This is a genomic window from Paenibacillus agri (assembly GCF_013359945.1).
Lineage (GTDB): Bacteria > Bacillota > Bacilli > Paenibacillales > Paenibacillaceae > Paenibacillus_AQ > Paenibacillus_AQ agri.
Genome location: NZ_JABWCS010000205.1, coordinates 115357 through 139997, shown reverse-complemented (window position 1 = coordinate 139997; position 24641 = coordinate 115357). Strand labels below are relative to the sequence as shown.

The window sequence follows — 24641 nt, the reverse complement described above, 5'->3', positions numbered from 1 at the left end:
TACAAAAACATCAATAGTACTAAAAATTAATGTTTTTGTTTACCATCTCTCCCCTCCTAGTTGCATCACTAAAATATATTTCATAACTTTTCTATTATCGAGCTTATGAATTCGAATTGTTTACTTTCCTCTAAATAATTACTAATTCCTACAGAATCACCTACAGATTTATCTGCTTCGAATTTAACACATAAGTTCCTTAACTCCTTGGCAATTAAGTCCGGGGCCAAACCATCAAGTGAATAAATATTTTTATGCAAATTCGATAAATCCTTATTTTCATAAGTGTTAGTTAATACCAGCATTCCAAAATGGGCCATTTCCAAGGGGGGATAGCTTGGATGCGGTGATATCATTAAAGAAAGACCAACTGCACTTTCTTTTAATTCATTAGCATATTCCTCAAGTGACATCTTCCCTTTTGAGATTATTGTCACTCCATTGCCTAATTCTATATTAATGTGTTGCTCCCCCGCTGAAATCACCTCCCACTCGCTCACATTTGGTTGAAGCCATACCCATGCCCTAAGAGCTTCTATTATAAGAGTAAACGCATTTCTTGCAACAGAGGGCCTTCCATATATCAGGATTTTCTTCTTTTTTTTCATTTGTTCGAAAGGGACTAGTAGCTTTTTTAGTGAAGTATTAAGCTTAGGCTCAAAATAATACTCTTCAGAAAATTTGTATCCATGTTTATTAAAGTAATCCTTCAATAAACTCGAATTAAAAATAGCTAACTGTTCCCCTTGGTATAAATAGGTACTCAGTGCTAGCGAATACTGACTTGACCAAGAATAAAAGCCCGGCTCAAAATCCTGAATAAAATATATAATTTTTTTAGGAGCCTGATTATAATGTTTAGCTTGCCAATCAACAATTCTTTGAGCAAAATAAGCCGTCCACCATGATGTTGCAATGAATATATCTTCTCTTCCAATAGGAATCATTTTATTATATCTGTCATTGAAAGGAACTATTTGAGAATCCACCGGTATATCATCTTCATTGGAGACGCATTTATACTCAGAAAACTTGTATAAGTCCTCAGTACCTGGAGCGGCATCAGTAGTAACAATGCGTCTTGAAAATTCTTTTCCACTTGCATATAATTGATCGAAAAAATTCAACGCAGTCGAAATACCACCAAACAAATGCTCTTGATTTATCGAAGGAACTAGTAAATTAATTCTTTTGTTTTCAAATGAAGATGGTCTAGCGTTTAAAGGAGTGATCTCTCCAATATGGCTATTCAAATACGAACTAACTGTAGAATGATAAGCCTTTTTTATAGTTTTATTATTTTTCGCTTTTCGGGCAATATACTCGATTAGCCTAGACATTTTTTATCATTCTCCTTGCGCTATTTTGGGTACAAGACTATCTAATTTTAAGTTTTTGTTGAAATAAGGATCTCCTGATTTTAAATAAGGTCCGTAGTGCAAGGCCGATAATTCAAAATCAATTGGCGGTATATAGGAAGATCTAGATTTTGACTCTAAGTGCAACAACCTCACATGAGGATCATAAATATTCACTAAGTTATGTTGAAGTGCTCTAAGAGAAATTTCAACATCACTACCACATATGATAAAGTCCTCATTAAATAACCCTATTACGTCTAGAGTCTTTTTTGATATTGCAAGACACGCACCAGTTGAGGCAATAACATTTCTTGTAACCATAGGAGAAACATACGGTGATCCAAAGTGGTTTGGATTCATTCCTTTAAAGATATGATCAGCCCACCCACCTAAACCGATTACAACACCTGCATGTTGAATCGTTCTGTCTTCATACAATAGCAGGCCACCAACTGTTCCAACATCGTCACGTTGTGCCTTTTCAACCAAACGCTGTAACCAGTCTTCACTAATAATGACTGTATCATTGTTTAAAAATACAAACACTTCACCATTAGCCTCAGCTATCCCATGATTATTAAGTTTTGACCAGTTAAATTCATAGTTAGCATCAACAACTTTTACATTTTTTTCTTTTTGTATATCTTCAAACCAATTAAAGGTTTCTTGCTCAACAGAATTATTATTAACGATTATAATCTCATAATCAGGAAAATTAGTTATTTCTAAAATACTAGATATACAAGGTTTTAGTAAATCGATTTTGTCTTTTGTTGGAATAATAATGCTAGCCTTAATTGGTTCCAATAAATACCTGGAATCATAAACAAATAAATGTTCATCTTCATTCGCGTAAGCTCTTCCTTCTCCAAACACTCTTGCTAGGTGTTCATTCAAAGCCGCTAAGCCTGCTGAATGAGCATACGGTTTCGAATAAGGATTCAATGCAGTTGAAGTTTCAAGTTCTCTCCAAGAATAAAGCACTTTGGGAATATGCTCTATTTTCGCTGCAACTTCACTCATTCTTAATACTAGATCATAATCCTGGCTTCCGTTAAATTCCTCCCTAAACCCTCCAACTTGATCGAATAACTTCTTTTTAAAAACTAAAAAATGGCCGATATACATTTGGGATCTTAGTAAATCAGGGGACCAATCCGGTTTATAAAGCGGACATTTTCTATTGCCCTCTTCATCTATTTTATCTTCATCAGAATATAATAAGTCTGCGTTACTTTTGTTAATTGCTTTGACTACTTCAAATAATGCATCTTTAGTAATTTCATCATCATTATCTAATAAAGCTATATACTCTCCCTCCGACATTGAAATGGCCTCATTAGAAGCATTCGAAATACCCGAATTCGTTGTCAGAGTTTTAACTTTTATTCTTGGATCATCTATTTTCGCTAAGCATTCGATTGTATCCTTATTTTTAGAACAATCATCTACTATACAGATTTCCCAGAAAGGATAGAGTTGCTCCTGTACTGACTTAATTGCTAATTCAAGCCATTTAGGTTTGACATTATACACAGGGATAATAATTGATATTAAAGGACTATACGCAAAATCTTTGATTTCTTCTTTAATGCGCTCAGTCTCATTCAAATTAATGTCTTCGTGTTCGTAATTAGCAGTCAGCTCATTTACAGTCAAAGTAGACTGTATTCTATTATTAAGAGAACGAAGGCCATTACGCTTAAGCTCATTCAATCCTTTTTTCGCTAAAGAAGGATTGTCTTTCACCTTCTTCGCAACGGATAAACCATACTTGATCTTTGTTCTTAATTTCTTTGGTACTATTTTTTTAATTCTATTTTTCATCCTAAGTTGTTGAGACATTAATTCCAATTGTTCAATATAATTATCTTTATCAGTAATCATATTTTGTTTTTGGAAATTATCCTGTTTTAGTTGCTCTATTTCCTTACTTACAATCTCAAGCTGGTTTTCTCTATAATCGTATTGCTCACATTTGGCTATCAACAATGTATTTATTTCTTCGTTTTTAGTAACTAATTCCTTTTTGTGCTGTTCATATTCTTTTTTATTCCACTCATATTCATCTTTGTTCTGTTCGTATTCCTCTTCCAACCTTTCCAATTTTTCTTCCGTTTCTTTTAGTAATTCAGCATTTCTTTCCGCTTCTTTTGAAAGCATTTGAACCAGTTCATTCTTTTGAGTTATTTCTTGATTTTTAGATGCTATTTCTTCATTTTTAGATGCTATTTCTTCATTTTTAGATACTATTTCTTGATTTTTAGATATTATCTCCTTAAATGTAAGATCGTAATTACTCAAATTATTTAAGTCTTTTTCAAATAGTTCAAGTTTGTCCACTACAGCTCTATTAATCTGATATTCATTTCTACTATCAATCATATTTTTTGCTGCATTAATCATATTGGTACTTTCAGATATGAAGAAGAAATTTCTATAGCAAAATCTACTTCTATCAATTTTATATATATGTGTGTTGTAATATTCGTCAATAGTTTCCCGATAATCATAAAGGGATTCTCTACCTGCTGCTAAAAAATGAATTTTAATCATTCTCTCCCATAATTCAAGACTTCCATGGGCGAAGTGCAAGTGATCCCATTTTTCTTCTTTAATCATGCCAACAACTTGCGCTATTTCTGGAAGACCATTTATACGATGCTCCTCAAGCCATTTGTAATCGAATCCATACATAGTCTTAAAGTATTGGTTAGCTCGAATCTCTGCACTCTCTACCTCTGGAGTGTTAAAGGGAGCTGCCAATATACAACCATACTTTGACACCCTCATTAACTCAGAGACGAAATTCCGTCTGCGAGAAGGCTCAATATGTTCAAATACATCCAGTGCAATTACAAAATCATATGCGTTAGTTTCAATAGGCATATTAGTAGCATCTCCTTCAATATATGAAGGATCAGTTTTTAACTCTTCTGGTACCACAATATCTAAATAAGTTATTTTATCCGAAGAAAGAAAACTCTCCAAGTTTTTATGCTCATTAGCTCCAACTTCCAAAATTGAATACGCCTTATTTTCTTCCCGCACAGCATTAACAATATCAGAAGCATTCTTATATCTTTGATATTGATCAAATGGAACAACCATGTTTAAACACTCCAATCTATTTTATAGAAGAGAATCACTTTATTACTTCCCATTTATGATTTATATAAACAAGACCTTCTGAGAAGTACTTATTAACTATTTTGAAACTGACAATGTCTTGTTTATAATCAAGACAAACTATGCCCTCGTTATTAAAAAGACCAACATCTATTTGAAAAGTCCCCCCGAGTAGTGGTATTCGGGGTATTATATATTTAACTACATGTCTACCTCTAGCATTCGGAACCTCGACCTTCTCAAGATGAGTATTAGGACCAAAAATGTATTCCCTGTCAGGAGTATAAAGAGCTACTCCCAATAACAGGTCAACAATCACCTTTTCATACACCTCATATTCAACCTCAATTTCTATCTGATCAAACGTTTTAACCTTATTTGAATTAATATTCACTTTGGTTATTGATGACAGAATATCTGGATTACTCGGAAGTAGAAGTTCTTCATTGGGAGTATCTAGTTGATCAAGTTCAGTGGACTCGCTGATAATTTCATCTTTTTCTACATTGTAGTACTTCATGTAGTCTTCATATAAATCAACAACCTCACTAGAATCTCCTTCTGCTTCAATCTTCCCATCTTTAATCCATATAGCTTTGTTGCAAAAGCGTTTAACCTGTTCAGAAGCATGCGATACGAAAAGAATAGTCGTGCCTTTATTCTTTAATTCTTTCATTTTATCTATACACTTTGTCTGAAATCTTGTATCACCGACAGCCAAGGCTTCATCCACTATTAAGATATCCGGCTCTACATTGATAGATACGGCAAAAGCAAGTCTGGCGAACATTCCGCTTGAATAAACTTTGACTGCCTGATCTATAAAAACACCTATATCAGCAAATTCAATAATCGAATCTATTTTATCTTCCATTTGCTCCCTGCTAAATCCCATCATCAATCCATTTAAATAAATGTTTTCTCTGCCTGTATATTCAGGATTAAAACCAGCCCCCAACTCCAAAATAGCAGAAATTTTCCCGTTTATACGAATTTGACCATTGGAGGGTGTCAATACACCAGTTATCAGTTTGAGTAATGTCGATTTTCCTGATCCATTCTTCCCCAATATTCCTATTGCATCGCCTTTTTTCACCGACAATGTAATCCCATTTAATGCTGTAAACTCTTTATGATACACCTTCTTAAGAGGATGGATCGCCTCTTTAAAGCGATCCATTGGTTTATCATAAAGCTTATAAGATTTAACTATATCGTTTATTTCAATAATACTTTCCATCTCATCACTCCTAGAGAACATCAGAAAAATGCGGCTTAAGTTTTTTAAATATTTTCAAACTTATAGTTAAAATCGCTAAACAAAAGACCCAAAAATATATCGTTTGATAAGGCCTTTCGAAAAACAATACATGATCAATTAATGAATCTCTAAAACCCTGAACTATATAGTACATTGGGTTCAATTTAAAGATTCTTGCCCAAAAATCCGAGAGCATAGACACAGACCAACCTATCGGAGTAAACCAAAAACCCATTTGTAGTACCACAGCTATTATTTGATTTAAATCTTTAAAAAACAAAACTACTGCAGACGTCATGAAAGATAAAGCAACCACCAACAAGCCCATACAAAAAACATAATATATTAATTGGAAGTTATATAAATTCGGATAAAAACCATACATACCATAGATTATAAATATAAAGACTATAAAAAATAAATGCACAAAGAATGCAGAGAATATCTTAACAAGAGGCAACAATTCAATCTTAAAGACAACCTTTTTAACTAAATAATTATACTCTGTAAATGCATTTGTAGCACTTGAGAGGGCCTCTGAAAAGAAAAACCAGGGAATTATCCCGGCAATAAACCATACGATAAATGGTATGTTTCCTACATCACCGCTCCTGAGCCCCACCTGAAAGACAAACCAATATGTAACAATTGTTAATAGTGGACTAATAAATCCCCACAATACTCCTAAATAAGAAGAGGCATATTTGGTTTTAAAATCATTCTTAGCTAGATTTATTACGAGTTGTCTATGTTCTAAAAAACTTCTAATGACGTAGATCACTTCTCTAGAAAATCTAATAATAAAATAAACTAGCGTTGAAATAATTAGACTTAATAATGTCGTAAAAATATTCACCGTAGTGTTACTTTTTTGTTTAGAAAATTCATTTAATGAGTTTATGCTAACCCCCAGAGAAGGATCTCCCCCTGTGGAGTAAAACTCCACTTGTTCTCCATTCTCTTGAGAACTTTTCAGAACTAATTCGTTTATTTTGTAATCTAGTTCCTTAATATTCACTTTTGCCGTAGAGTTACTATGAAAAATAATATTTTTGAAAGAAATTAAAACTTTTTCATTATTACCTGGATCTATTCGTATATACGAATTCCCTTTAGGTATCTCAAATTTTAACGTTTGCCACTGTCCCTTTTTATTATAGGGCTCACGAATTGAGTCAGTTTCACTCCAACTGTCTTTCGTTTTGGAGTAAAAAAGCTGGTACTCATCCAAAACCTCAGATTTTACATCCAACTGCAAATATGTTCTAGCATTGTCGTTAATGTACAGATTGATATAATGGTAAGAACCTAAGAAAACGAAAATAGTAACAACAAGTAAAATAAGATATTTCACGGACTTCATACAAAATTTCTCCTAACTATTTCATTGAGTTTAACTTTACAAAGGATATAAGTTTAATTCAAATCAGTCATATGCTAAAATATTGTCGTACCTACAGGAAAAGGAGATTATAACGTGTCGAAACCAGTATACGGTAAAAACGCTGTGCAGTCGAGAAATGCTGCAAAGATATCGGGCCCGGTGTGGGCATTAGTTGTTGGTTTTATTTTATTTTTATTCTGGACCCCGTTTCAGGTGGGATTGTTTAATGGGCAGTTAGTAGACTTTGAGAAACCAATCTATGTATCTGCATTGCTTGGAGCACTTATGCTACTTGTTTGGGTGGGCTTAGACTTCAAGAAGTTCAAGTTGGACGAGCAGCGGGACCTGGTAGCTGTGTTTGCCGTGTTTCTCCCCATTACCTACGCATTGTCGCTGTTTGTCGCTGTTTCGCATTATATGGCTATGAATATGTTCTTTATTCAGAGCATGTACGCTGCTGTATTCATTATAGCGTTATATCTCTTGAAGCAAAAGCAAGTAAATGTTGTCATTGAGAACGCAGTGCTTACGATTGCTTATCTCATTGTAGGCTTTGGTCTCCTGAATTGGCTTGGAAGCGGGAAACTGGCCGGTAGTCTAGTGGGTTGGTTCTCCAATACTGTGCGCAACGGTAAATATTTGGATGCTGTGATGACAGATTCCAACGGTCTTCGATTAACTTCCATTTTTCAATATGCTAATACCTATGCAGCTTTTCTGATGGCGTTTCTATTCGTTGCGGTGTTCGCGTTGGTACGCTCACGCAAATGGTATGGTACAATGACTCACGGTTTTATGTTGGTTCCCATCATCGTGTCCCTGCTGCTAACACTTTCACGTGGCGGTCTTGTGCTGTTGCCTGTGGTGTTTATATTGCTTCTGTTATTTTTAAAACCTGCACAGCAAATTCTGTGGATCATCCATCTTGGTATTGCCGGATTGATTTCTCTAGTCATTACCAACCAGGTTACGAATCTCGGTATAGAATTAAACACTGCCTTCTCCTCTTCAGCAGCGCTCAAGGGCTGGGGTTACCTTCTTGGAGCTTCGGTAGTTGTAGCGGGTCTTGGTTGGGTCATCCAACGTTTTGCCGCTCCATGGCTGCAAGAAAAGCTCGGAAGCTGGGCTTCCCGTAAATGGACAGGCTTATGGCTTCCACTGGGTTCCGTTGTGCTGGTTGGTCTTATAGCGTTCTTACTTATTGGTACAAGCGCCAAGAGCATCTTGCCTGGCAATATCGAGACACGTCTTGAAAATATCAACTTTAAGCAGCACAGTGTACTTGAACGCTTTACCTTCTACAAAGATGCTGTCAAAGTAGTGAAGGATTATCCGATCCTTGGTGCTGGCGGTGGCGGATGGTCTGCGCTTTATGAACATTACCAGAACAACCCTTATACAAGCCGTCAGGTACATAACTTCTTTTTACAGTTCCTGATCGAGGTTGGTATTTTAGGTTTCATTGTATTCATGGGCTTCATTCTCTATATCTTCTATAAATATATTCGTGGGTATGTGAGACGGGACAAAGATGAGTTCAATAACGGATTTTTCTTTCTCATTATTACGCTTTCCATTCTTATTCACAGCTTGCTGGACTTCAACATGAGTTATGCGTTTATGGGCATTCTTGTGTTTCTTGGCCTGGCCGGAATGGCTGCTGTCATGGACAGCAAACCACTACGCCGGAATTGGAACAAAGCTGGGCTTCGCCTAGGATATCTGGCGGTAATTACGTTAGGTTCCTTGTTCCTACTGTTCCTCTCAGTGACCTACATCAGCTCCAGCAATGCTGCAGTCAGTGCCAAGAGACTTATGGGTGTCAGCCAATCCTATGAAGAGATCAAAGCCTCTCTTACCAAAGCTTTGAAGAACCGTCCGACTCATCCTGAATCGGTAGTTTACCTCTCTTTAATGGATCAGCAAGTCTATAACCAAACCCAGGATGAGCAGTACCTGAACGAATCCTATAGCCTGGTAACCCGCGCGCTTAAGGATGAACCGTATAATAAGAATCTGTTGAACCAACTGGTGGCCTATTACAACCTCAAGGGTCAAAAAGATCTGGCTCTAGCCGTGTACCGGGATAATGCCGACAAGTTCAATTGGGACATCGAATGGTACAGCGCGCTGATCAGCAATTCTTTCGCGCTCGGTCAGGAAGCGTACAACCAGAAGGATTCAGCAAAAGAACAGGAATATTTCAAAACAGGACTGGCAGCCTATGACCATGTTGTAGCTGGTGTAGAACATCTTAAGACACTCCCTCCGGAACAACTGCAAGGACGGCCGTTCTCGGTCACTCCGGTTATCGCGCTAAATGCCGGTAAAATGCAATATATGTCCGGACAGATTGAGGCAGCAGCTGAAACGCTAAAGCTTGGTCTCGGTCAAGATTACACCGATCTGAACAACCGTGAAATTGCTCGCTGGTACTTGGCGGCACTGAAGAAAAATGGTGGTCAGGATCAAGCAGTATACGATCAGTTAATCGCTGCTGAGCCTACAGAAGCAGCACAAATCGATGAAATTGTAGCCACGCAATTCTAAATACCTGAATACATGCATTACACAAAAACACGGGTACCTTCCTTGAGAGGATAGTTACCCGTGTTTTGCATTTAGTAGATGAAAGTCGACTATTTCGTCGCTTTAGCTGCTTCACTCTCTATGATCTCTTTGAGATAAAGAAGCAAATCGTCTTTTAAATCTTCATGCTGGAGTGCATAATGTATTGTGGTTTGAATAAAGCCCATTTTCTCACCAACATCATGACGGTGGCCTTCAAAATCATAGGCAATAATCCGCTCCACTTCACTTAGGCGTGCTATGGCATCGGTAAGCTGGATTTCTCCGCCTACACCCACCTGTTGCTCACCCAGCATATCGAATATCCGTGGAGTCAGGATATATCGGCCTAGTATGGCCAGGTTAGAGGGCGCATCCTCGCGTTTAGGCTTCTCCACAAGGCGGTTGGCTTTGTAGACCCGATCAGCGATAGGAACTGCATCCACGACGCCATATCGGGACACCTCTTCCCAAGGCACAGGTTGAACACCGACAATAGAGGATTTATATTGGTCATAGACCTCAATCATTTGTTTCAGACAGGGCTTATTTGATTCGACAATGTCGTCACCGAGCAGAACGGCGAACGGCTCGTCCCCGATGAACTTGCGTGCGCACCAGATGGCATGACCGAGACCTCTCGGTTCCTTTTGCCGAATATAGTGGATGTCAGCCATTTCGGATGACTTGCGGACAGATTCCAGCAGTTCCCACTTCTGTTTCTCGGCCAAATTGAACTCCAGTTCGAACGAATTGTCAAAATGGTCCTCAATCGCACGTTTGCCTTTCCCCGTTACGATAATAATGTCCTCAATGCCGGAAGCTACAGCTTCCTCTACAATGTACTGGATAGTTGGCTTATCTACAATGGGTAGCATTTCTTTGGGCATGGCCTTGGTCGCAGGCAAAAAGCGTGTGCCGAGACCGGCAGCCGGGATAATGGCCTTACGAATCTTCATGACATAGGCTCCTTCTATTATAATCAATTCGATATCTCGCAGATGACGAATTAGCATATATATTTTTTAATTATAACAGTAATATCCCATTTATGGCAGTTCAGTGCTCCTTAAAAATTGCTGAATACTCTATCCACCCAAATCCCTTATAATAAAACAGGCGGACAATCCGGGAGATTTCCCGTGTTTGTCCACCTGTTGTGTATATCTTTAATTATTTTGCATTCACAAGTTGTCCGCGGGTAACACCAAGCTGGTTGGTAGCCTTGAGGCTCTTCCATACTTGGGTGCCGGAGATTTCACCACGCAGTGCACGGCTGTACAAGCTGATTACCTCAGCCACCTGTTCAGGTGTCTCTTCCAGGAACTCTACCCGGTATGAGGAGACTCCCAGCTCACGGAAGTTGTTCAAATACTCTGCACCGGATTGTTCTACGGCGTTATACACTGTGTTACGGCAGCCCTCATCCACACGTACAGGGTGGGACATACCGATCCGGTCCTGGAGAGACGCCCGATGCTCTTCGCACGGCCGTCCGCAGTTCGTGTAGTCTGTTCCTTCGCTCATGAAGGTACAATACACGCAGTGCTCAGTGTGGAACATCGGTAGATGCTGATGGATTACGATCTCCATCCGCGAGGTATCACTGCGGCCTAGCAGATCCACCATTTGTTGAATGTTCAGATCGTAGGATGGTGTCACCATATCGCATCCGGCTTCCAAGAACAGGTCAACGGCCTTGTGATTGGCGATATTCAGCGAGAAGTCGCCAATCAATCGTGGATGAACAGCATCCGGCTGTTCCATCCGGCGGCGCAGATAGTAATACAATGCGCCTGTATTGCGCACCAGCACCGCATCCGGCTGAAGACGCAGGATGTTAGCATGGTAGCCGTTCTCGTTCGGCATGTGGATACGCGGCGTTGCCAGCGCAATGCTTGCGCCCGCAGCCCGCACAGCCTCCACGGCTGCCGGGAACTGCTTGATGAACTCAAAGTCGGCGTAAATGTTCTTCACGCCGGCCTTGAGTGCAGCCTCAACCTGCGGGAGGCTGCGGCACAGCGCGGTAAGTCCTGCCGCGCCGCTCACACCCCAGCCATCCCGCACAGCCGGGATGGCTGCTTCAGCGACGCCCCTGCGGGTCGCGTCGCCGTAGACCTCTACCGCCCGTTTCACGTAGACGGGCGGTTTCGGGCGCTCGCCCGCAAGCAGCTCCACCGCGCGGCGGCGGATGCTGTTCAGCTCGCGCATAGGCACGATGACGTCGCCTTCCAGATGCGACTCCAGCGCCTCTAGCTGGAACACCGTGCCGCCCAAGCGGCCGAATTGTTCTTCCAGCAGGGCGGCGTCCATCGGACGCTTTTGCGCAGTCTCCAGCGCAAGCTCCGAATCCACCTGGACTGTCACGCCCTTTTGCGTGTCCGTCCACCAAGTCTCCAGCTTCTCACCGGCGCGGCCACTGACCTTCACCTGAACCGGGAATACCCGGTATGGCTTCTCAGTCTCGTAAGACTGACGCAACGCTTTGTCCAGCGCTGGGTCATTGGTTTTCCAGATCCGGTCACCGACATGCAGACGGCGAAGATCCACATCATTACGTCCAGCAATAATATCAACAACCCAGCCTTCACCGGCTTCACCTTCCAGCTTTACGCCTTTACGACGCAAGTCGTAGACACGTCCGCCTTCTTCCTTCTTTGTTGGATCGCCTGCGTCGAATACAATCCCGTCACCGCGTTTGAGCGGTGCGTGAATGCGGCAGACTACACCGTCGCGCAGAATTTGTTCAACCGTACCCAGGTAGACACCACGGCTTTTCGGGAAAGTCCCGTCAACCAGCTTCTTATTGTTCGTCCCATCTAAGAAACCATGTGTGAAGCCCCGCGAAAAGCTCTGCTGCAGCTCGCGCATTTCTTCCTTAGATGGCGCAGACCACTCACCATCAAAGTAACGGTCGATGGCCTTACGGTATTTGCTAACCACGTTAGCTACATACTCAGGGGTTTTAAGACGTCCTTCAATTTTAAAGGACGTTACGCCCGCTTCAATCAACTCTGGCATCAGTTCGATAGCCGCCAAGTCCTTCGGCGAGAGCAGGTAAGTCACATCACCCATCGGTTTGATCTCACCATCGACCATCAGGTCATATGGCAAACGGCAGGCCTGAGCACATTCCCCACGGTTGGCGGAGCGCCCGCCCCACATTTCCGAGGTCAGACATTGACCGGAATAGGAGACGCACAGCGCGCCATGAACGAATACTTCCATCGGCAAACGCGCCTGATCACCGATCATGCGAATCTGCTTCAAGTTATTTTCGCGGCCCAGTACCACACGTTCCATCCCGAACGGCTTTGTAAATTCAACCGCCTCCGGCGAAGTAATGGTCATCTGCGTGGAACCATGAATCGGGAAATCCGGGGAGATCTCGCGGATCAGCTTAACCAGTCCCAAATCCTGTACAATCACCGCATCAACACCCGCATCCACGCAGGCATCGATCAGTTCCTTTGCTTCAGGTAGTTCATTCTCAAACACAAGTATATTAAAGGTCAGAAAGCCTTTTACACCATAGCTGTGTAGAAAAGCCATAATCTCCGGCAGCTCGTCCATGCGGAAGTTGTTCGCTCTAGCCCGTGCATTAAATTTCTCTACGCCAAAAAAGACAGCGTCCGCTCCGTTCGCCACAGCCGCCCGCATACAGTCCCAGTCACCAGCCGGAGCCAGCAACTCCACGTCTTCTCTGCGTATGTCCTGCTCTTTCATTTATATCCTCCCAAACCGTCCAAGACGGGTCATTTCTATACGTTTAACTTATTTATTGTATCAAAAATCACACCTATTCGCCATGTGTTTGCCAATATTTAATATAACCCCGATTGTACATAATCCGCTTCTATCGCAAATAAAAAGACACCTTTATTTCGCCACGGCGGTAAAGGAGTCTTTCGGACTTCACTTTTCAGTTATCCTGGATTTCCCTTATTCTAGCTCAACCAGTTCATCACCATGGCATAATCGGAAACGACGAAGACAAGCAAGCTCACTGCACCAAAAGCAATGGCGAATTTGTTCTTCTGCGGAGCCTTCAGCAGCCGTACCACCCCAACCAAGATGAGGATCGTGAACAAAATCATGAATACATCAAAGGTATGAAATTTAGACGGTTCTTGCGCGGCAGCTTCTGCAAGCAGCATGGCGATACCTCCTCAAAAGTTTTGTCAAGCAAGCGCCTCTATTCCCATATTCCCTTCTATGTTATCGCTACCATTTGGGCTGCGCAAGAGGTATTGTGCAAAAAATGAGGTAAATGTCATAAATAATATAATTTTCATCCATTTTTCACTTAAAAGAGATGATTTTCATCATTTACAAAAAGGGATGATCCCAAACTCTCCCCTCTGTGCCATCTCGCTTGCTTTTACTTTTTTTGTTCAGCTTGTATAAGCTTACCCTTCTTTTGGCTATGTAAAAAGAGCCACGCTATCGCGTGGCCCTCTACTTAATATACATCCTCTAGCTAATATCCGATGTCTCCAATCGCAGAGCTTCGGTCCGTTCCGTGTCCCGGAGCAGGATGGGCTTCAGGTATCTGCCCGTGTAGGATGCCTCAACAGTAATCAACTTCTCTGGTGTGCCTGTAGCCAGCACTGTTCCTCCACCGCTGCCGCCTTCTGGTCCCATATCGATCAGATAATCGGCGGTCTTGATGACATCCAGATTATGCTCAATGACCAGCACAGATTCTCCGGAGTCTACAAGGCGGTGTAGCACTTCCAGCAGGCGGCCGATGTCATCCACATGCAACCCGGTAGTAGGCTCGTCCAGGATATACAGAGTCTTGCCTGTGCTGCGGCGGTACAATTCAGAAGCCAGCTTCACACGCTGTGCTTCCCCGCCGGACAGTGTCGTTCCCGGCTGGCCAATCTTGATGTACCCGAGACCAACATCAAGCAACGTCTGCATTTTACGGTGAATACGCGGAATGTTAACGAAGAATTCCGTCGCATCCTCCACAGTCATTTCAAGCACATCGGAAATATTTTTGCCTTTATATTTTACTTCCAGAGTCTCACGATTATATCGCTTGCCTTTGCAGACCTCACAAGGCACATAGACGTCAGGCAGGAAGTGCATCTCGATCTTGATGATTCCGTCCCCACGGCAGGCCTCGCAACGCCCACCCTTGACGTTGAAGCTGAAACGTCCCTTCTGGAAGCCACGTACTTTAGCCTCATTAGTCTTGGCGAACAGATCACGAATGTCATCGAACACGCCGGTATACGTGGCCGGATTAGAACGCGGAGTCCGTCCGATTGGCGACTGGTCAATTTCAATCACCTTGTCCAGATTCTCAAGCCCTCTGATCTCCTTGTGCAGTCCCGGACGAACCTTCACTGCTTTGTTCAGATGGCGAGCGAGACTCTTATACAAAATCTCATTGACCAACGAAGACTTGCCGGACCCCGATACGCCTGTTACAGCCGTAAAGACACCAAGTGGGATTTTAACATTGACGTTCTTCAGATTATTCTCTTTAGCACCACGGATCTCCAGCCAACGATCATCCGTCGGACGACGCTTGGAGGTGACAGGGATAAATTTCCGACCGCTTAAATATTCTCCCGTCAAGGAATTAGGGTCCTTCATAATCTCTTCCGGCGTACCCTGAGCAATGACTTGTCCTCCATGAATCCCTGCACCTGGGCCGATATCAATGATATAATCGGCAGCCATCATCGTGTCCTCATCATGCTCTACCACAATCAAGGTGTTGCCAAGATCACGCATATGCGCAAGGGTAGAAATCAAACGATCATTATCACGCTGGTGCAACCCAATACTCGGCTCATCCAGAATATACAGTACGCCCATGAGGCTGGAGCCAATCTGAGTCGCCAGCCGGATACGCTGTGCTTCCCCTCCGGACAAGGAGCCTGCTGCCCGGCTGAGTGTCAGGTAATCCAGGCCTACGTTTACCAAAAAGCCGAGACGGCTGCTGATTTCTTTGAGAATCAAGTTGGCAATCGCTTGCTCTTTCTCAGAAAGAACAACATGTTCAAAGAAATGCTCGCAATCACCAATAGAAAGATCCGTAACATCAGCAATATTGCGATCATTGATCGTCACTGCCAGAATCTCTCTCTTGAGGCGTTTACCTTTGCAGACATGACAAGGCTTCGCGCTCATAAACCCTTCGATGAACTCACGGATCCCGTCCGAAGCCGTCTCGCGGTAGCGACGCTCCAGATTGGGAATGATACCTTCAAAGGCAACCAAAGCATCTTTCTTTTGCCCAAAATCATTCTCGTAACGGAAGCGTATCTTCTCACTACCGGTGCCGTTCAACAGCTTATCCATATGATCCGGTGTTAGTTCGCTTACCGGTATGTCTTGCGGAATATTAAAATGCTCACAGACAGACTTCAAAAATTGCGGGTAGTAATTGGAGGTACTTCCGGTCCAGGCCAGGAAGGCCCCGTCTTCAATAGATTTCCCCGTATCTGGAATCAACAGATCAGGATCGACCACCATTTTCACACCAAGACCATCGCACTCACCGCAAGCTCCAAACGGGCTGTTGAAAGAGAACATCCGCGGCGCCAATTCTTCGATACTAAATCCACAGACTGGGCATGCGAAGTTGGAGCTGAACAGCAACTCTTCCTGGTCAATAATATCAACGAGGATTTTGCCGCCCGACAACTTCAGCGCAGTCTCAATGGAATCTGTCAGCCGGGTCTCGATATCTTCCTTGATGACAATCCGGTCCACAACTACTTCGATGGTATGCTTCTTGTTCTTCTCCAGCTCGATATCCTCGCTCACATCACGCAATTCACCATCCACGCGCACGCGAACAAAGCCTTGCTTGGAAATATCCGTGAAAAGACCTTTATGCTCTCCCTTACGTCCTGAAATCACAGGAGCCAGTATCTGCAGACGTGTCCGTTCTGGATACTGCATAATACGATCCACCATCTGTTCAACTGTCTGCGAAGTGATTTCAATACCATGGTCCGGGCAATGCGGATGACCGATACGTGCGAACAAAAGCCGCAGGTAATCATAGATTTCTGTGACCGTCCCTACCGTGGAACGAGGGTTGCGGCTAGTGGTCTTCTGGTCGATGGAGATTGCTGGCGACAATCCATCGATGGAGTCTACATCTGGCTTCTCCATTTGTCCCAGAAACTGGCGTGCGTAGGCCGACAGCGATTCAACGTAACGTCGCTGCCCTTCAGCATAAATCGTGTCGAACGCCAGCGACGATTTGCCGGAACCACTAAGTCCCGTCAGCACGACGAAGCGGTCACGGGGGATCGTCACGTCTATATTTTTAAGATTGTGCGCCCTAGCGCCTTTAATTACAATATTTTCGTTCGCCAACACTATAACCTCCTAGAGTTCACCCACCCCACTTAACCTTCCGGCTAGACCCGAACAGCTAAAACTCTCAGGATATCGCTCAAGAAACTGTAGTGATGGGTGGGATTGTGCGGAATGGATCGACTGAACTGAAAGCCGTACAGAGGAATGATCTAAAAAGAACGGCCTGGGATAGCACCGTTCAAATAATATTCTTTTATCGTAAAAAAGAGCGACTTTACACCACTACTCGGCACGCAGCTCCAACAAGGCATCACGAAGCTCTGCGGCACGTTCGAACTGTAGGTTCTTGGCCGCATCCTTCATCTCGGCTTCGAGACGCTGCATTAGAGACTGACGCTCTTTCTTGTTCATCTTGCTACCCGCTCCGGTCAGATAGTCAGCCTTCGATTCTGCAACCTTCGTTGCTTCGATGACATCACGTACCCGCTTATGGATCGTTGTTGGTGTAATACCATGTTGCTCATTATAAGCGATCTGAATGGAACGACGGCGCTGGGTCTCACTAATTGCCTTATCCATAGAGTCCGTGATTCGGTCACCGTACATCAGTACCCGTCCTTCGGAGTTCCGCGCGGCGCGACCAATGGTCTGAATGAGCGACCGCTCCGAACGAAGGAACCCTTCCTTGTCGGCATCGAGAATGGCAACCAATGATACTTCTGGTAAGTCCAGACCTTCTCTCAGCAAGTTAATCCCCACGAGCACATGGAACGTACCCAGACGGAGATCGCGTAGAATGGCCATCCGCTCCAAGGTTTTGATATCAGAGTGCATATAGCGGACCTTGATTCCGATTTCTTTAAGATAATCGGTCAGATCCTCCGACATTTTCTTAGTGAGAGTAGTGACGAGCACCCGTTCATCCTTGGCGATACGATCGTGAATCTCGCTGATCAGATCGTCGATCTGACCCTCGGTTGGACGAACCTCAATAATAGGGTCCAGCAGGCCTGTAGGCCGGATAATCTGCTGCACCATTGTTGGGCAATGCTCCTTTTCATACGGTCCCGGTGTAGCCGACACATATACAAGCTGGCTTGCCTTGCCCTCGAACTCCTCAAATTTGAGCGGACGGTTATCAAGCGCAGACGGCAAACGGAACCCGTGGTCTACGAGAACGTTCTTGCGCGCTTGGTCACCATTGTACATCGCCCGGATTTGTGGCAGCGTCACATGCGATTCATCTATGACAATAAGCATGTCATCCGGAAAATAATCCAATAGAGTATAGGGGGTCGCCCCCCGTTCCCGGAAGGTAAGCGGACCAGAATAGTTCTCGATCCCGGAGCAGAAGCCCACTTCCTTCATCATCTCGATATCATAGCGTGTACGCTGCTCTAACCGCTGTGCTTCCAAGAGCTTACCTGCATCGCGCAGCACAGTCAGCCGCTCTTCCAGTTCACGCTCAATATTGACGAGCGCCACCCTCATAGTCTCTTCCTTCGTTACAAAGTGAGATGCCGGAAAAATAGCGACATGATCGCGCTCACCGATCAGTTCACCTGTCAGTACATCAATCTCTGTGATACGCTCGATCTCATCGCCGAACAATTCGACACGGATGGCATGCTCCCCTTGCGACGCCGGGAAGATCTCGATGACATCGCCCCGCACACGGAAGGTGCCGCGTACAAAATTCATATCATTACGCTGATACTGAATATCCACAAGCCGGCTCAGAATCTGGTTTCGCGGCTTCTCCATGCCAACCCGCAGCGATAGCAGCAACCCACCGTATTCCTGCGGCGAGCCGAGGCCATAGATACACGACACACTCGCCACGATAATTACATCACGACGTTCGAACAAAGAACTGGTCGCCGAGTGACGCAGCTTATCTATCTCTTCGTTTATGCTGGAATCTTTCTCAATGTAGGTATCGGAGGAAGGAATATAGGCTTCAGGCTGATAGTAATCGTAGTAGCTGACAAAATAGTCTACCGAGTTACTAGGAAAGAACTCCTTAAACTCACTCGCAAGCTGTGCAGCCAATGTCTTATTATGTGCGATCACCAGTGTGGGGCGGTTAAGCTTCGAAATCATTTGTGCGATGGTAAAGGTCTTTCCCGTTCCTGTCGCTCCCAGCAGCGTCTGGTGCCTCTTGCCCTGCCGGATGCCTTCTACTAATTCCTCTATGGCATGAGGCTGATCGCCCTGGGGTGTATATTCGGACTCCAGTTCAAAAGTCTTCGTGCTGAGGACAATATCACTCATTTGCCCGTCTCCCCTCTATCGACTAAAATATATTAATATATTATTGTTATCTGAAAATAAGCTCTTCATACGATGGTGATAAAATTTGGAAGATAAGAATACTTGTTCCCGTTCATTATACAGTGTTGACGGTAACGTTGCAAACCATAATATATAGAAATTTAAGGAGCATGCAGCATGGATATTACATCAATAATCGGTATTGTAGCCGGACTCGCGGCCATGATCGGCGGCTTCTTCTGGGAAGGCGGAAGCCTCACCGGCCTGCTACAGCCGAATGCCGCCCTCATTGTGTTTGGAGGAACGTTTGCAGCTATACTGATCAGCTTTCCGGCATCCAGATTGCGCACCCTTCCTGCAGCGCTGTCGCTGGCTTTTGGCAAAAACGCCGGAAACACTGAAGAAAAAGCCGAAGAAATCATTGCAATGGCAGCGATTACGCGGCGCAACGGGGTTCTTGCTCTGGAGAAAAGGGCAGAGGAGCATCCTGACCCCTTCACCCGCGAAGGCCTGCAACTCATGATCGACGGTACCGACCCTGAGCAGGTCCGGCAAATCCTGGAGCTGGAGATGGACGCTCTGGAAGCCAAACATGAAAGCTATGCCAAGATTTTTGAGGCAGCCGGAGGCTATGCGCCTACTATGGGCATCATCGGTACGGTGATGGGTTTGATTCACGTACTAGGAAGTCTAACTGATCCTTCAAGCCTAGGTCCCTCCATCGCGGTCGCCTTTACGGCAACGCTGTATGGGGTTGCCAGCGCCAATCTTATTTTTTTACCCATTGCGTCCAAAATCAAATCCCGCAGCCAGGAGCAGCTGCATGTTATGGAAATGCTGCTCGTCGGTATCCTCGCACTTCGTAACGGGGAACATCAGCAACTGGTGCGCAAGAAGATGAATTCTTTCATTAATGATTCGGCTCCAGCTCCCGCTGAGTCTATCCGCTCAAGAGGCCATTCATGAGACAGCGAAATCGCCGAAAACAGAGAGGAACCGAACAGGACAGCCGTGACCGCTGGATGATCACTTACGCAGACCTTATTACGCTACTGCTTATTTTTTTCGTTGTTCTTTATGCAATGAGCAGCCTGGACACGGAGAAGTATAATGTCGTCACTGGCTCGTTATCCCAAACCTTCAAGAACGGGAGTGCCTTACCAGGCGGAGGTAACGGTCTTCTGGATGGGCAAAAAGGATTAAACGGCACCAGCCCAGGCCGGCAGTCGCAACCAGGTAGTCCGGAACCGGGAAAAGGGCAGGACGCAGGCGGAGCCGAGTCCAGCGAAGGACCTTCCCCAACGAAGTCGGACAACTTGAAACCTTCAGATCGAGAGCTGGCTTTTCGCGAGCAGGAAGCCCGGCTTGCCGAACTGATGGGCGTGATCACCAAATATGTAAAGGACAATAATCTGGGCGACCAGATCTTTGTAGCTGATAAGCCGCAAGGCATCGCGATCACACTCAGTGACCGTTTTCTATTCGATCCTGGCAACGCGGCGCTTAAGGCCCCTGCCCTTCCTGCGTTGAAGCAGCTGTCAGGTCTGTTCCACGGAATCGGTGCTACTATAAGCATTGAAGGCCACACCGACAACATGCCACTCTCTAAGCTATCCCGTTATAGCGACAACTGGGAGTTGTCCGGGGCCCGGGCCCTTTCTGTCCTGCGTTACTTTGTGGACAAAGAAGGGCTAACGCCGAGTACATTCCAATACGCGGGTTATGGCGATACGCGCCCGGCGTCCGACAATTCTACCGAAGCCGGACGGCAGAAGAACCGCCGCGTAGAGATTATCGTGCTGCGCCAGCTTCAGGGCAAATAACGGACTTATGCAGGTATAGTATATATACGAAAGTAACAAAAGCTCCCGCGCCGCCTATTAAACGGCCGGGAGCTTTTCTCATACTTAATTAGCAACCCCATCTATTTTTATGAGCATAAAGATCTAATTTTTCACTAATGCGAATTATCACCCCTATCTAAACTCATTCATAATTTCCGATAACAACCTAATAAATCGACTTTTCAAGAATGGAAAATCGTGTTATTGTCGAATTGTGAGGAATAGTTGATTTCAAAAGGGGATGACTTATGAAGTTTAGTATCAGCAACAAAATATTAACTGGTTTTTTAATTATTGCAATTTTTTTAGGATTTATCAGTTTCATATCTTTTTACTATTTACAGGAGATTGATGAATCGTACACCGATCTGGTTAGCAGGCGAGAGAAGATTTTAGCTAATTCCAAAGATATCCGAGCAGACTCTATACAGCAAATGAGCAGTTTACGCGATTATATGCTTAACCAGGACAAAGAGCAGCTTGATAAGCTGCATGATGTGAATGGGAAAATGTCAGAACTAGCGACCGCCACTTTAAGTATGGTACGGCGGGATATCGATAAAAACGACATCAAAAAATTGCAGGAACTGAATCAACAATTCAACGCAGATGCTACCAAGGTTGCTGCATTAATAGACTCAAATAAAGAAGCTGGAATAAAATCCTCTGCTGATGTACTTCAGATTGGTCGGGATATGCAGGAGCTTGCAAACACTATCGCTGACAGACAGCAGAAGCTGGTTGATGAGGGATCTCAAAACAATTCGGCGATGGTTGCCTCAATCAAAAGGGCAATTATGATTATTAGTATCGCAGCCTTCCTTCTGGCTATTCTTGTCGGAATCTTTATCTCCAGAATCATTTCCAAACCCATTGTTTCTATAGCTAACGCTGCCAAAGAAATTGCTTCGGGCAACCTGACTATGAAAGCCATCGAGACGAAGAACCGGGATGAGGTCGGTGATTTAACTAAATCCTTCAATCAAATGGTAACGAACCTTCGGGAACTGATTGCCCAGACCACTACCAGCGCCGAGCATTTAGCCGCTGCTTCGGAAGAATTGACAGCAAGCGCTCAACAGACCAACGTAGCGACAGAACAAATTGCTACCTTCATAGAAGAAGTGGCCACCGGATCCAACAAACAGACTCATAGTGTCAGAGAAAGTGTACTAGCCGTCAATGAAATGTCCTCAGGCGCACAGCATATTGCTGCCAATGCGCAAAATGTCTCCTCCTCTGCCTCTGATGCCGCAGAAAAATCGTTTGAAGGCAGCCAGGTCATCCAGCGGGTGATGGATCAGATGAGCTCCATCCACCAAACCATCAAAAATCTATCAAACGTGATTCATGGGTTGGAGAAGAGATCCCAAGACATTGGGGAAATTGTTAAAATGATTACCGGTATCGCCGCACAAACAAACTTGCTCGCATTAAACGCTTCAATTGAAGCTGCACGGGCAGGAGAACAGGGCAGAGGATTTGCAGTAGTGGCAAGCCAAATTCGAAATCTAGCTGAACAGTCTTCCCATTCTTCACGCCAGATTGCCGAACTAATATCAACTATACAACAGGAAACACAGGACGCAGCACAATCTATGGAAGCCAGCATACAGGGAGTGGATGAAGGTATTCTTGTGGTACATATGGCAGGCACATCATTTGAACATATCGATCAGTCGGTACAAAGAGTATTGTCTCAAATTCAAGAGGTTGCTGCTGCTGCAGAAGAGATGTCTGCAAGTTCAGAACAAGTCAACGGTTTAATGGAATTTATATCTACGATCGCTCATGAATCCGCATCAGGCATTCAAGAGATCTCCACTTCAACAGAGGAGCAACTGGCCTCTATGGAAGAAATCTTCTCCTCTGCTTCATCTCTATCCCAAATGGCTGAACGGTTACATAGTCAAATCGACAGATTCAAGGTTTAGGCACGTTATCGCACCGAGAGATTCATTTAACAACAAAGAGCGAACGGGCATACACCCGTTCGCTCTTCAGATTCAGTTGATGATTTCATCACAAAATTCTCACTACAAAAACAATAAACGCGATAATTCCCGCCAGGATTAGGAGGTTCGTCACTTGTCTTATGAACCCTGGAGGACCTTCAAGATGCAATTTCTTTTCGTTGACATCAAAATTCGCTTTGGCTCCATAAGGGTCCATTGGTGGAGACTGCGGCGGTATGTTGTGATTATCGGACATAACGTCAGCTCCTTTTGCAAAGTTTTCTTAATTATAACATTTATATGCAATTATTCACAGTTACGTTTACTCACCTGTCACCTTCTCGGGCTCACGGAACATGTATTTCAGTAGCGGTGGAGTGACAAGGGTTGTCACAATCACTACAATAATTACGGATGTGAAATACTCTGGATGCAGCAGCCCACTTTGCAGTCCAGTAGCCGCTATAATCAAGGCAACTTCACCCCTTGAAATCATACCTGCGCCGATAATTGCCGAGGAACGGGTGTTAAATCCGGTCAAACGCGCCCCAAGACCTCCGCCCAGCATTTTGGTCAGAATAGCGACAACAGTAAGCAGCACGACAAAACCAATCTGTCCTCCTACACCAGCAAAGGTTACGTTCAATCCGATACTCACAAAAAATACCGGTACAAAAATTGAATATGCAATGGGCTCAATCTTGGTCTCTACCGTATGTTTGAATGAGGTCTGGGCAATCGCAATACCAGCAGCAAAAGCGCCGATAATCCCGGCCATCCCGAGCAATTCAGCAAAGTACGCATAACCAAAGCAGATCACGAGCGCTGCAGTAATCGTAGCCTCAGTAACTCTAAGTGGAGCAAGCCATTTCATTAGCCTTGGAACCAGGAAGGCACCCGCGATGATTGCGATGGCAAAAAACAGTACCTTTTTACCAATTAGAAGTCCGATAGACACTTCCGCCCCTGTACCGAAAAAGCTCATCAACACGGCCAGTAAAATCACTACCAGAATATCATCCACTACGGCAGCGCCAAGTATCGTCGAACCTTCGCCCGAATTCAACTTGTTCATGTCCTTCAAAACCTGAACAGAGATGCTCACAGAGGTCGCACTCAAAATGACTCCCATAAACAAGGCATTATGGTCAGCAAAACCGAACCATTCTCCTATAGCAAAGCCACCTGCAAAGGGTAATATGATCCCACCCACTGCCACAGCAAAAGCCGATTTCCAGTTCTTGCGGAGCTGCTCCAGATCCGTCTCCAGACCGGCTATAAACATCAGCAACAGCACGCCGATCTCCGACATATAATGAATGAACTCCCCATCCTGTACCCAACCTAGCACTGCAGGTCCTAGAACAATCCCGATGATCAGCTTGCCCAGTACTGCTGGTTGTCCCAGTCTTACAGAAAAATCCCCGGCCAACTTAGTAAATAACAAAATCAACATCAGATAAAGAATAAATTGCATGGTTTCTCCCACTCCTTTTTTCTCTGTCCGGGCCCCTCCTATGAGATTAATGATGTCCTAAAAAAGACAAAGAGGAGCCCTTGGTGACAGGCTCC

At 44.1% G+C, this 24641-nt stretch carries 15 protein-coding genes; 4 read left to right on the top strand and 11 right to left on the bottom strand.

Annotated features, from left to right (window positions below):
- Nucleotides 1–80: 80 nt before the first annotated feature.
- The 4 genes from HPT30_RS11585 to HPT30_RS11570 are packed head-to-tail and all read right to left on the bottom strand — an operon-like array spanning nucleotide 81 to nucleotide 7114.
- On the bottom strand, nucleotides 81–1340 hold the full coding sequence (locus HPT30_RS11585; RefSeq protein ID WP_175371543.1) for a rhamnosyltransferase WsaF family glycosyltransferase: 1260 nt from the start codon (nucleotides 1338–1340) through the stop codon (nucleotides 81–83).
- Between the two features lie 6 nt (nucleotides 1341–1346).
- Nucleotides 1347–4472 carry a glycosyltransferase gene (locus tag HPT30_RS11580; RefSeq protein WP_175371542.1) on the bottom strand — a complete coding sequence of 1042 codons (3126 nt, stop codon included), beginning with the start codon at nucleotides 4470–4472 and terminating at the stop codon, nucleotides 1347–1349.
- 34 nt (nucleotides 4473–4506) lie between these two features.
- Entirely contained in the window at nucleotides 4507–5730 is a 1224-nt protein-coding gene (locus HPT30_RS11575; RefSeq protein ID WP_175371541.1) for an ABC transporter ATP-binding protein, read from the bottom strand.
- Nucleotides 5731–5740: 10 nt separating this feature from the next.
- Entirely contained in the window at nucleotides 5741–7114 is a 1374-nt protein-coding gene (locus HPT30_RS11570; RefSeq protein WP_175371540.1) for an ABC transporter permease, read from the bottom strand.
- Nucleotides 7115–7228: 114 nt separating this feature from the next.
- Between HPT30_RS11570 and HPT30_RS11565 the strand changes: the two genes are divergently transcribed.
- A complete protein-coding gene (locus HPT30_RS11565; protein WP_175371539.1) occupies nucleotides 7229–9685 on the top strand; it encodes an O-antigen ligase family protein in 2457 nt (818 codons plus the stop codon).
- A gap of 89 nt (nucleotides 9686–9774) precedes the next feature.
- On the opposite strand, the gene galU is transcribed toward HPT30_RS11565, so the two are convergent.
- The 5 genes from galU to uvrB form a co-directional block, all read right to left on the bottom strand.
- Entirely contained in the window at nucleotides 9775–10662 is an 888-nt protein-coding gene (gene galU, locus HPT30_RS11560; RefSeq protein ID WP_175371538.1) for a UTP--glucose-1-phosphate uridylyltransferase GalU, read from the bottom strand.
- A 214-nt stretch (nucleotides 10663–10876) separates the two neighbouring features.
- Nucleotides 10877–13429, bottom strand: a complete 2553-nt coding sequence (locus HPT30_RS11555; RefSeq protein WP_175371537.1) for a U32 family peptidase — start codon at nucleotides 13427–13429, stop codon at nucleotides 10877–10879.
- Between the two features lie 221 nt (nucleotides 13430–13650).
- Complete coding sequence (locus HPT30_RS11550; RefSeq protein ID WP_066378701.1) at nucleotides 13651–13860, bottom strand: DUF2759 family protein; 210 nt, start codon at nucleotides 13858–13860, stop codon at nucleotides 13651–13653.
- Nucleotides 13861–14179: 319 nt separating this feature from the next.
- Complete coding sequence (gene uvrA, locus HPT30_RS11545) at nucleotides 14180–17053, bottom strand: excinuclease ABC subunit UvrA (RefSeq protein ID WP_175371536.1); 2874 nt, start codon at nucleotides 17051–17053, stop codon at nucleotides 14180–14182.
- A gap of 225 nt (nucleotides 17054–17278) precedes the next feature.
- Complete coding sequence (gene uvrB / locus HPT30_RS11540) at nucleotides 17279–19270, bottom strand: excinuclease ABC subunit UvrB (RefSeq protein WP_175371535.1); 1992 nt, start codon at nucleotides 19268–19270, stop codon at nucleotides 17279–17281.
- Between the two features lie 177 nt (nucleotides 19271–19447).
- Between uvrB and HPT30_RS11535 the strand changes: the two genes are divergently transcribed.
- The 3 genes from HPT30_RS11535 (at nucleotide 19448) to HPT30_RS11525 (ending at nucleotide 23048) form a co-directional block, all read left to right on the top strand.
- Complete coding sequence (locus tag HPT30_RS11535) at nucleotides 19448–20236, top strand: flagellar motor protein (protein ID WP_175371534.1); 789 nt, start codon at nucleotides 19448–19450, stop codon at nucleotides 20234–20236.
- On the top strand, nucleotides 20233–21093 hold the full coding sequence (locus HPT30_RS11530) for a flagellar motor protein MotB (protein WP_175371533.1): 861 nt from the start codon (nucleotides 20233–20235) through the stop codon (nucleotides 21091–21093). The genes HPT30_RS11535 and HPT30_RS11530 overlap by 4 nt, the downstream gene beginning before the upstream one ends.
- A 269-nt stretch (nucleotides 21094–21362) precedes the next feature.
- Nucleotides 21363–23048 (top strand): methyl-accepting chemotaxis protein, encoded by a 1686-nt coding sequence (locus tag HPT30_RS11525; RefSeq protein WP_175371532.1) that lies wholly within the window; start codon nucleotides 21363–21365, stop codon nucleotides 23046–23048.
- Between the two features lie 88 nt (nucleotides 23049–23136).
- Here the strand turns inward: HPT30_RS11525 and HPT30_RS11520 are convergent, their stop codons facing one another.
- Both HPT30_RS11520 and HPT30_RS11515 read right to left on the bottom strand, forming a co-directional pair.
- Nucleotides 23137–23325 (bottom strand): hypothetical protein, encoded by a 189-nt coding sequence (locus HPT30_RS11520; protein WP_175371531.1) that lies wholly within the window; start codon nucleotides 23323–23325, stop codon nucleotides 23137–23139.
- 66 nt (nucleotides 23326–23391) lie between these two features.
- A complete protein-coding gene (locus tag HPT30_RS11515; RefSeq protein ID WP_175371530.1) occupies nucleotides 23392–24546 on the bottom strand; it encodes a cation:proton antiporter in 1155 nt (384 codons plus the stop codon).
- Between the last annotated feature and the right edge of the window lie 95 nt (nucleotides 24547–24641).

What these genes read in the sequence shown, in the direction of transcription:
- HPT30_RS11580 (WP_175371542.1), bottom strand. Translation starts at nt 4,472, where the DNA reads ATGGTTGTTCCATTTGATCAATATCAAAGATATAAGAATGCTTCTGAT.
- HPT30_RS11530 (WP_175371533.1), top strand. Translation starts at nt 20,233, where the DNA reads ATGAGACAGCGAAATCGCCGAAAACAGAGAGGAACCGAACAGGACAGC.
- HPT30_RS11585 (WP_175371543.1), bottom strand. Translation starts at nt 1,340, where the DNA reads ATGTCTAGGCTAATCGAGTATATTGCCCGAAAAGCGAAAAATAATAAA.
- HPT30_RS11515 (WP_175371530.1), bottom strand. Translation starts at nt 24,546, where the DNA reads ATGCAATTTATTCTTTATCTGATGTTGATTTTGTTATTTACTAAGTTG.
- HPT30_RS11525 (WP_175371532.1), top strand. Translation starts at nt 21,363, where the DNA reads ATGAAGTTTAGTATCAGCAACAAAATATTAACTGGTTTTTTAATTATT.
- HPT30_RS11575 (WP_175371541.1), bottom strand. Translation starts at nt 5,730, where the DNA reads ATGGAAAGTATTATTGAAATAAACGATATAGTTAAATCTTATAAGCTT.
- uvrB (WP_175371535.1), bottom strand. Translation starts at nt 19,270, where the DNA reads ATGAGTGATATTGTCCTCAGCACGAAGACTTTTGAACTGGAGTCCGAA.
- HPT30_RS11520 (WP_175371531.1), bottom strand. Translation starts at nt 23,325, where the DNA reads ATGTCCGATAATCACAACATACCGCCGCAGTCTCCACCAATGGACCCT.
- HPT30_RS11550 (WP_066378701.1), bottom strand. Translation starts at nt 13,860, where the DNA reads ATGCTGCTTGCAGAAGCTGCCGCGCAAGAACCGTCTAAATTTCATACC.
- HPT30_RS11535 (WP_175371534.1), top strand. Translation starts at nt 19,448, where the DNA reads ATGGATATTACATCAATAATCGGTATTGTAGCCGGACTCGCGGCCATG.
- galU (WP_175371538.1), bottom strand. Translation starts at nt 10,662, where the DNA reads ATGAAGATTCGTAAGGCCATTATCCCGGCTGCCGGTCTCGGCACACGC.
- HPT30_RS11555 (WP_175371537.1), bottom strand. Translation starts at nt 13,429, where the DNA reads ATGAAAGAGCAGGACATACGCAGAGAAGACGTGGAGTTGCTGGCTCCG.
- HPT30_RS11570 (WP_175371540.1), bottom strand. Translation starts at nt 7,114, where the DNA reads ATGAAGTCCGTGAAATATCTTATTTTACTTGTTGTTACTATTTTCGTT.